The following is an 8,775-nucleotide window of genomic DNA, read 5'->3' on the forward strand; positions in this document are numbered from 1 at the left end:
GCCGATCTGGCCGCGGGCGTCGACTCCGCGGCCGTCGCCGAGGGCGTGGTGGGAGCGGGCCGGACCGCCTTCCTGTTCACCGGGCAGGGAGCCCAGCGTGCCGGGATGGGGGCGCAGCTGTACCGCTCGTTCGCGGTGTTCGCGACCGCGTTCGACGAGATTTGCGCGGAATTCGATCCGCTGCTCGGCCGATCGCTGAAGGAGCTGGTATTCGACCCGGCCGATCCGGCGGAGCTGGACCGGACCGAGTTCACCCAGCCCGCGCTCTTCGCCTTCGAGGTGGCGCTGTGGCGGCTGGTTGAATCGTTCGGGCCGGTACCCGATCTGGTGATCGGGCATTCGATCGGGGAGCTGGCGGCCGCCTACGCCGCCGGCGTGTGGCCGCTGCCGGATGCCTGCCGGCTGGTGGCCGCCCGTGGCCGGCTGATGGGCGCCCTGCCTGCGGGCGGGGCGATGACGGCGGTCGCGGTCGGTGCGGCGGCGGCCACGGAACTGGCCGCCGGGTACGGCGACGAACTGTCGATCGCCGCGATCAACGGGCCGGGGTCGGTGGTGTTCTCCGGCGATACCGACGCGGTCGCCGAGGTGGAGCGCCGGGCCGTCGCCGCGGGATACAAGTGCAGCCGGCTGCGGGTGAGTCACGCGTTCCACTCGGCGCGGATGGAGCCGATGCTCGACGAGTTCCGTGCGGTGGCCGCCGGACTGACCTACCACCCGCCGCGGATCCCGGTCGTCTCGAACCTGACCGGCGCGGTCGCCGGGACCGAACTGACCGATCCGGAGTACTGGGTGGCGCAGGTCCGCGGATGTGTCCGGTTCGCGCCGGGAATCGAGACGCTGGCCGCGGCCGGCGTGCGGCGGTTCCTGGAGATCGGGCCGGACGCCGTACTCACCGCCATGACCCGCCAGGGTCTGGCGGAGATACCGGGTGCCGAGGCGAAATCGGTGGTGATCGCCGCGGCACGCCGGACGACGGCCGAACCCGAACAGTTCGTCGGTGCGCTGGCGCGGGCGCATGTGGCCGGGCTGCGGGTGGACTGGCAGCCGCTGTACGCCGAGCGCGCGGCGGCACGGGTCGCCCTGCCCACCTACGCGTTCCAGCATCAGCGCTTCTGGTTGCGGCTGGCGGCCGCGACCGCGGCCGGCGGATCGGGCCATCCGGTGCTGACCGAGGTGGTGCGGCTGGCGGGTAAGGACGAGTGGCTGCTCACCGGCCGGTTGTCGGCGCGCACGCATCCGTGGCTCGCCGACCACGTGAGCCACGGTGTGATGGTCGTGCCCAGTACCGCGCTGCTGGAGATGCTGCTGGTCGCGGGCCCGCGGTTCGGTTGTTCCGGGGTCGCCGAACTGACTCTCGAGGCGCCGGTGCTCCCCCCGGCGGACGGCGGGATCGAGCTGCAGGTGCTGGTGGACGAGGCCGACGAGACGGGGCGGCGCCCCTTCGTCTTCCACTACCGGCGTGCCGGGGACGACGGCGCCGACTGGGTGCGCAATGCCAGCGGCATCCTGGCCGGGGCACGCCCGGTGGCGGAACCGCTGCTGGACCGGCTGCGCGCCGAACCCTGGCCGCCGCGCGACGCCGAACCGGTGGACCCGGACTGGATTCCGGCGCATATCGCGGCGGCGGCCGGGCTCGAGTACGGTCCGTCGTTCTGCGGGACCGAGCGCGCGTGGCGACGCGGTGACACCGTGTTCGCGGAGGTTGCGCTCGATCCGGACGTCGATCCGGACGATTTCACCGTGCATCCGGGACTGCTGGACGGGCTCGGGCACGCCGCGCTCGCCTGCCTGATGTGGCCGGACCTCGACGGCGACCCGAATCTCGGCAAACTGCTGTTCCGCTGGGCGGGCGCGCGTTTCCACGATGTGGTGCGACCGGGCCCGCTACGGGTGATGGCCGTCTCGAAGGGCGCCGATGCCATCGCCCTCGTGGCGATCGATGCCGCCGGCGATCCGGTGGTCTCCATCGACGAGGCCGTGATGCGTACCTATGACGTGGACCGGTTGCGCGCCTCGTCGACCGGCGCCCCGGCGGTCCTGCGGTTGGAGTGGACCGAGGTGGCACCGGCCGGCGATTCGTCGCCCGGTGCGCTCGCGGCGCTCGGACCGGTACCGGTGACCGATGTACCGCAACGGTTCCCGGACCTGGACGCGCTGCTCGCCCACGACGGCGAGTGGCCCGCGGCGGTGCTGTGGTCGGTCGCCACCGACGCGGTCGCCCGCGACGGCGATATCGCCGGTGCGGTCCACGACCGGGTCCACTCGGCCCTGCGGACCTTGCAGGCCTGGCTGCACAGCGGTGCCGCGGCCGCCGGTACCCGGCTCGTGGTGATCACCGGCGACGCGGCCGGACTGCCCGGCGCGTTCCCGGATCTCGCCGCCGCGGCGGCGGCCGGGCTGGTGCGCAGTGCGCAGGCCGAATACCCGGGACAGATCGTGCTGCTCGATCTCACCACCGCCGGCGAACCCGTTCCGGCCGAGGTGGTGCGGCGGGCGCTCGCGTCCGGGGAAGCCGAGATCGCGGTCCGGGCCGGTACCGTGCTGGCGCCGCGTCTGGTGCCCGCGCCGGAGGCCGCGGCCCCGCGGCCGGACTTCGGGAGCGGCACCGTGCTGATCACCGGTGGTACCGGCGGTCTGGGTGCGGTGCTGGCCCGGCATCTGGTCACCGAACACGATGTCCGGGATCTGCTGCTGGTCTCGCGTGGTGGTGCGGACGCGCCGGGCGCGGCGGAGCTTCGGGCGGATCTGATCGCCCTCGGCGCGCGACCCCGGATCGAAGCCTGTGACGTCTCCGATCGGACCGCGGTGCGGGACCTGCTCGCGGCGATCCCGGCCGAGCGGCCATTGACGGCGGTGATCCACGCGGCCGGCACGCTCGACGACGCCACCGTCACCACCCTGACGGCGGAGCGGACGGATCATGTCCTGGCTCCGAAAGCCGATGCGGCCTGGATCCTGCACGAGGCCACCCGGGAGACCGGCCTGTCCGCGTTCGTCCTGTTCTCCTCGATCGCCGGCGTGCTCGGCTCGGCCGGTCAGGGCAATTACGCGGCGGCCAACAGTGTCCTGGACGCGCTGGCGATCCGCCGCCGGGCCGAGGGGCTGCCCGCGATCGCACTGGACTGGGGGTTGTGGGAGCGGGCGGATACCGGCGGAATGGCCGGAACCCTGGACGAAGCCGGTATCGCCCGGCTGGCCCGCGCCGGAGTGCACCCACTCGGCCGCGCGGACGGGCTGCGACTGTTCGACACCGTCGTGGGGCTGGGCGCGGACCCCCAGGCGCTGCCGGTGGTGGTGCCGTTGCGCTTCGACGCGCAGGCCCTGCGCCGCGCGGGACAGGGCGATACGGTGCCGGCCGCGCTGCGCGGATTCGTCCGGAGTGCGGCGGCCGGCCGGCGGTCACGGGTGTTCGCGCTGGACCGGGTCCCGGCAGACAAGCGGGAGCAGGCCGTGCTCGATCTGGTGCTCGAACAGGCCGCCGCGGTCCTCGGCCATCCGTCGGCCGCCGATATCCGGCCCGAGCAGGGCTTCGACGAACTGGGCTTCGATTCGCTCGGCGGGGTGGACTTCCGCAACCGGTTGTCCACGGTGACCGGCCTGCAGTTGCCCTCGACCCTGGTCTTCGACTATCCGACGCTCGCCGATATGGCCGGATACCTGTACGAGCAGCTGGCCGCGGCGGTTCCGGCGGCACCGTCCGCCGACCCCGCGGAGCCGGGCACCGACCTCGCCCGGCTCGCGGAACTCGTCGATCGGGTGCTGGCCACCGCGGGTGACGACGAGCCGACGGTCACCGCCCTGCTGGGCATCGGGGACCGGCTGCGGTCCCATCTCGGCGGCCGCTGGCCGGCCGACGAATACGACGACCTCGCCGCGCATTCGAGCGACGAGCTTTTGGATCTGATCGACGAGGAGTTCGGCCGAGCATGAGCAACGAGGAACGGCTCACCCGGTATCTACGGAAACTGACCGGGGACCTGCGCGCAGCCAACAAACATATCGGCGAACTCGAGGGCCGGGCCTCCGAACCCATCGCCATCGTGGGGATGAGCTGCCGCTATCCCGGCGAGGTCCGCACTCCGGAACAACTGTGGGAGCTCGTCGACGCGGGAACCGACGCGGTGGGCCCGCTACCTGCCGATCGCGGCTGGGACCTGGAGCGGCTCTACGATCCGGACCCCGACGTGCCCGGCACCATCTACACCAGGGAGGGCGGGTTCCTCCATTCCGCACCGGATTTCGATGCCGGATTCTTCGGGATCGGCCCGCGCGAGGCGGCGGTGATGGATCCGCAGCAGCGGTTGATGCTGGAGGCGTCGTGGGAGGCTCTCGAGGACGCGGGTATCGACCCGGTGTCGTTGCGCGGCAGCGATACCGGTTTCTTCGCCGGGGTGTTCCACCAGTACTACGGGCCGCGGGTCGGTTCGCCGGAGCTGACGGCCGAGGCGGAAGGGCACGCCTACCTGGGCGCGGCCAGCTGTGTGCTGTCGGGCCGGGTGTCCTACACCTTCGGTTTCAAGGGCCCCACCCTGTCGGTGGATACGGCGTGTTCGTCGTCGTTGGTGGCGTTGCATCTGGCGTGTCAGGCGTTGCGGCAGGGGGATACGTCGCTGGCGTTGGCGGGTGGGGTGACGGTGATGTCGGATCCGTCGTTGTTGATCGCGTTCGCGCGGCAGCGGGCGTTGTCGGTGGATGCGCGGTGTAAGGCGTTCGCGGCGGCGGCCGATGGGACCGGTTTTTCCGAGGGTCTCGGGATGCTGGTGCTGGAACGGTTGTCGGACGCGCGGCGGCTCGGGCACGACGTCCTGGCGGTGGTGCGCGGCACCGCGGTGAACCAGGACGGCGCGAGCAAGGGTCTCACCGCGCCCAACGGCCCCTCACAGGAACGGGTCATCCGGTCCGCGCTGGCCAACGCCGGTCTCGAACCGGCGGATATCGACGCGGTGGAGGCGCACGGTACGGGCACGATGCTGGGTGATCCGATCGAGGCGCGGGCGTTGATCAATGTCTACGGTGCTCGGGGGGACAGCGGTCCGTTCCGGTTGGGTTCGCTGAAATCGAATATCGGTCATACCTCCGCGGCGGCGGGTGTGGGTGGTGTGATCAAGATGGTGCAGGCCATGCGCCACGAAACCCTGCCGCGCACACTCCATGTGGACGCGCCCACACCCCATGTGGAGTGGGATCCGGCCACGGTGCGGTTGCTGACCGAGGCGGAGCCGTGGCCGGCGGGGGAGCGGGTGCGCCGCGCGGGAATCTCCTCGTTCGGTGTCAGCGGCACGAATACGCACGTGATCATCGAAGAGGCACCGGCCGAACCGGTCGCGGAACCGCCGTCGGCGCCGGAGAGCACGGGCGAACCGGCCGCGGTGGACCCTGCCGGCTCCGATCCGGGCCCGGCGGTGGCCGAACCCACGGTCACCTCGGATGTCGTCGCGTGGGTGGTCTCGGCCAGATCCGAACCGGGACTGCGGGCCCAGGCTCGGAAGCTCCGGGACCACGTGCTCACCGCCGGCGCCGTCGACCCGTGGGACGTGGCGTACTCGCTGACCGGCTCCCGGGCCCTGCTGGACCACCGCGGTGTGGTGGTGGGCCGGGACCGCGCGGAGTTGCTGACCGGTCTGGCCGCGCTGGCCGAGGGGGAAACCTCCGCCGCGGCCGGCGTGGTCGCCGGGGCGGCAGGTAGCGGGCGCACGGCGTTCCTGTTCACCGGTCAGGGTGCGCAGCGGGCCGGGATGGGCCGGGAACTGTACGAGGTGTTCCCGGTGTTCGCGGCGGCGTTGGACGAGGTGTGTGCGGAGTTCGATCCGTTGCTGGGGCGGTCGTTGCGGGAGGTGATGTTCACCGATGCCGACGGTGTGCTGGATCGGACGGAGTTCACCCAGCCGGCGCTGTTCGCCTTCGAGGTCGCGCTGTACCGGCTCGTGACCTCTTTCGGCCCCACTCCGGATGTGCTGCTGGGACATTCGATCGGTGAACTGGTGGCGGCGTATGTGGCGGGGGTGTGGTCGTTGCCGGACGCCTGCGCGCTGGTCGCGGCGCGCGGCCGGTTGATGGGGGCGCTACCCGGCGGTGGTGCCATGGTGGCCGTGGCGGTGGCCGAGGCCGAGGCGAGCGCGGTCCTCGCCGGATACGGCGAGCGCCTGTCGATGGCCGCCGTGAACGGCCCGCACTCGGTAGTGCTCTCCGGCGACGAGGACGCGGTCGAAGAGGTCGAGCGGCTGTTCGCCGGTCGCGGCCGCAAGACCAACCGGCTGCGGGTGAGTCACGCGTTCCATTCGGCGCGGATGGATCCGATGCTCGGCGAATTCCGCGCGGTCGCCGCCCGCGTCACCTATCACGCCCCCTCCGTGCCGGTCGTCTCCGATCTGAGCGGCGCGGTCGCCGAGGCGGAACTGGGCACACCGGAATACTGGGTCCGGCAGGTTCGCGAGGCCGTCCGGTTCGCCCCCGGCGTCGCCACCCTGATGGCCACCGGCACCCGGCGTTTCCTGGAGCTGGGCCCGGACGCCGCGCTGACGGCGATGACACGGCAGTGCCTGGCCGCCGACCCCGAACTCGAGGCACGGGCCGTGGTGGCCGCCGCCGCCCGCCGCGGCACGGACGAGGTCGCGTGGTTCACCACCTTCCTGGGCAGCGTGTTCGCCGCCGGTGCTCCGGTGCGCTGGGAGCCGCTGTTCGCGGGACGATCACCGCATCGGGTTCCATTGCCCACCTACGCCTTCCAGCGTTCCCGCTATTGGCTGCCGGCCGGTGCCGAGACCGGCGATGTGAGCCGGCTCGGCCTGCGCGCCGCCGATCATCCCCTGCTGGGCGCGGTGACCGCCCTGCCCGGAAAGGACGAATGGCTGTTCACCGGCCGGCTCTCCGCCGGTGCGCAGCCGTGGGTGACCGACCACCAGGTGTTCGGCACCGTGCTGTTCCCGGGCACCGGTTTCGTGGAACTGGCCCTGACGGCGGGGGCGCGGCTGGGCTGCGAGCTGATCGACGAACTGGTGCTGGAGGCGCCGTTGCGGTTGGACGACGGCGACCGGGTCGATATCCAGGTCGGGGTCGAGGCACCCGACGCCGACGGCCGGCGGCGCTTCGTGGTGGCCTCGCGGGACGCGGCGGACCGGTCCACCGGCGGATCCGGCACCACGCACGCCCGGGGCGTCCTGGCACCGGGTGTGCGGGTCGACGCCGGGTTCGCCGACGGTGCGGATATCCCGTCTGCGGACGCGCCGGCACCGGGCGAAACCCTCTACGAGGAGCTGGCCGTCCGCGGGTTCGGTTACGGGCCCGCGTTCCAGGGAGTACAGCATCTGTGGCAGGCGGACGAGGACATCCTCGCCGAGGTGACGTTGCCCGCCGAACTCGACACCGAGGCCGCGGGATTCGGTATCCATCCCGCGCTTCTCGACGCCGCCCTGCACGCCGGCGTGCACGCCTGGATCGCCGAGCTGCCCGCGGACGAGGTGCCACTGCCGTTCTCCTTCACCGGTGTGCGGTTGTTCCGCACCGGGGCGACCGCGGTCCGGGTGCGGATCCGGCGAACCGGCGCGGAAACCCTGCGGGTGGAGACCTTCGACGGCGACGGCGCTCCGGTGCTGACCGTCGAGGCGCTCCGGGCCCGTCCGGTGAACAGCCACGTGCTCGGCCGGGTCCGGGCCGGTGGACTCCCGCTGTACGAGGTGCGCTGGAGCGCGCCCGAATCGCCGGGCGCGGCCGGTGAACCGGTCCTGGTCGCGGTCGGTCTGCCGGCGGCGGCCGGTTTCGCCGCGGCCCACCCGGATATGTCCGCCCTGGCCGCGGCCGTGTCCGGGAACTCTCCCGGCGCGGCAGACGGACCGCGACCCGATGCGGTGGTGTGGTGCCCCGGGAACGGCCCCGCGGATCCGGCGGAACCGGCAGCCGCGGTACGCGACCTGGTGCACGAGGTGACCGCCGCCGTGCGGACCTGGCTGCGGCTGTCCGCCGACGGAACCCGGTTGGTGGTCGTCACCCGTGGCGGAGCCGGACTACCGGAGGAGGACCCGGAGCTCGGGGCCGCGGCGATCCGGGGTCTGCTGCGCAGTGCCCAATCCGAGAATCCCGGGCGGATCGTACTACTGGACGTGGAGCCCGGCGCCGAGATCACACCGGAACTGGTCGGCGCGGCGCTGGCCACCGAGGAAGAACAGCTCGCCGCCCGTGCGGGCGCACTGCTGGTCCCCCGGCTGGTCCGGCGCGACGTGCCGGGGCCGGGAACCGGTATCGGCCCGGGGACGGTGCTGATCACCGGCGGCACCGGCGGGCTGGGCGCGCTGGTGGCGCGTCATCTCGTCGTCGCGCACGGCGCCGGCGACCTGGTCCTGCTGTCCCGGCGCGGGGAAGCGGCCGCCGGTGCGGCCGAACTCGTCGCCGAACTGACCGGGCACGGTGCGCGGGTGCGGGTGCGGGCCTGTGACGTCGGTGACCGGTCCGCGGTGGCGGCGGTCCTCGACGAGATCGCGGCCACCGGTCCGGCCCTGACCGCCGTGGTACACGCGGCCGGTGTGCTGGCCGACGCGACCCTGGACACGCTCACCCCCGAGCAGATCGACACGGTGCTCGCGCCGAAGGTCGACGCGGCCCTGCACCTGCACGAACTCACCGCTCATCTCGACCTGTCGGCCTTCGTGCTGTTCTCCTCGATCGCGGCCGTCCTGGGCTCGCCGGGACAGGGCAACTACGCGGCCGCGAACTCGGTACTGGACGCGCTGGCGCAGCGGCGGGCCCGTGCCGGACTGGCCGCGGTCTCGGTGGCCTGGGGCC

At 72.7% G+C, this 8,775-nt stretch carries 2 protein-coding genes; both read left to right on the forward strand.

The features are described from left to right. Positions 1-3,930 (forward strand): type I polyketide synthase (locus ON38_RS25885; protein ID WP_039827627.1); only part of this gene is annotated, 3,930 nt, incomplete at its 5' end. Next, positions 3,927-8,775, forward strand: a 4,849-nt coding sequence (locus tag ON38_RS25890) for a type I polyketide synthase (RefSeq protein ID WP_039827628.1), incomplete at its 3' end; no start/stop codon positions are given. The genes ON38_RS25885 and ON38_RS25890, both read left to right, overlap by 4 nt.

Source organism: Nocardia testacea NBRC 100365, assembly GCF_000308775.1.
GTDB classification, from domain to species: domain Bacteria; phylum Actinomycetota; class Actinomycetes; order Mycobacteriales; family Mycobacteriaceae; genus Nocardia; species Nocardia testacea.